A 625-nucleotide genomic window follows, 5' to 3' on the forward strand; every position below is an offset into this window, starting at 1 on the left:
GAAGATCACACCGAAGCCGATCATCGCAATCGCGAGCAGCAGGTTGATCAGATGCTGGCCCGAGTACACGACCGGCGCGCCCTGAAACAAGCGGAACTTGTACTTGCCCGACAGCTTGCCGAACGCGATCACCGAACCGCTGAACGTGATTGCACCCACGAACGTGCCGATAAACAACTCGACGCGATTGCCATAGGGAATCGGATCGCCCGGTGCGGCAAGGCCAAACGCCGAAGGCTCCGACACCACGCCATACGCGATACACACCGCCGCCAAACCAATCAGCGAGTGCATGGCCGCGACGAGTTCGGGCATCTTCGTCATTTCGACCTTGGCCGCGATGTACGCGCCCGCGCCGCCGCCGATAATCAAAGCGGCAAACAGCAGCGTCAATCCGAGCGACAGATTCGAGCCAAGATAAGACGCCTGCTTCACGATCAACGCGAGCGTCGTGAGAATGGCAATCGCCATCCCCGCCATGCCGAACGTATTGCCGATGCGCGCGGTCTTCGGATTCGACAGGCCTTTCAACGCCTGAATAAAGCACACCGACGCGACCAGATACAAGAGAGTGACGACGTTCATGCTCATTTACGCGCCCTCCTTGTGTGCGATCTTCTTCGGC

The 625-nt window shown here is 59.0% G+C and carries 1 protein-coding gene; it reads right to left on the reverse strand.

Annotated elements, in window-relative coordinates; all coding sequences use genetic code 11:
- A partial coding sequence (locus P7F28_RS07775) for an NAD(P)(+) transhydrogenase (Re/Si-specific) subunit beta (RefSeq protein ID WP_277183939.1) occupies nucleotides 1-591 on the reverse strand: 591 nt, incomplete at its 3' end.
- Nucleotides 592-625 lie beyond the last annotated feature (34 nt).

This window comes from Caballeronia sp. BR00000012568055 (assembly GCF_029439455.1).
Classification (GTDB): domain Bacteria; phylum Pseudomonadota; class Gammaproteobacteria; order Burkholderiales; family Burkholderiaceae; genus Caballeronia.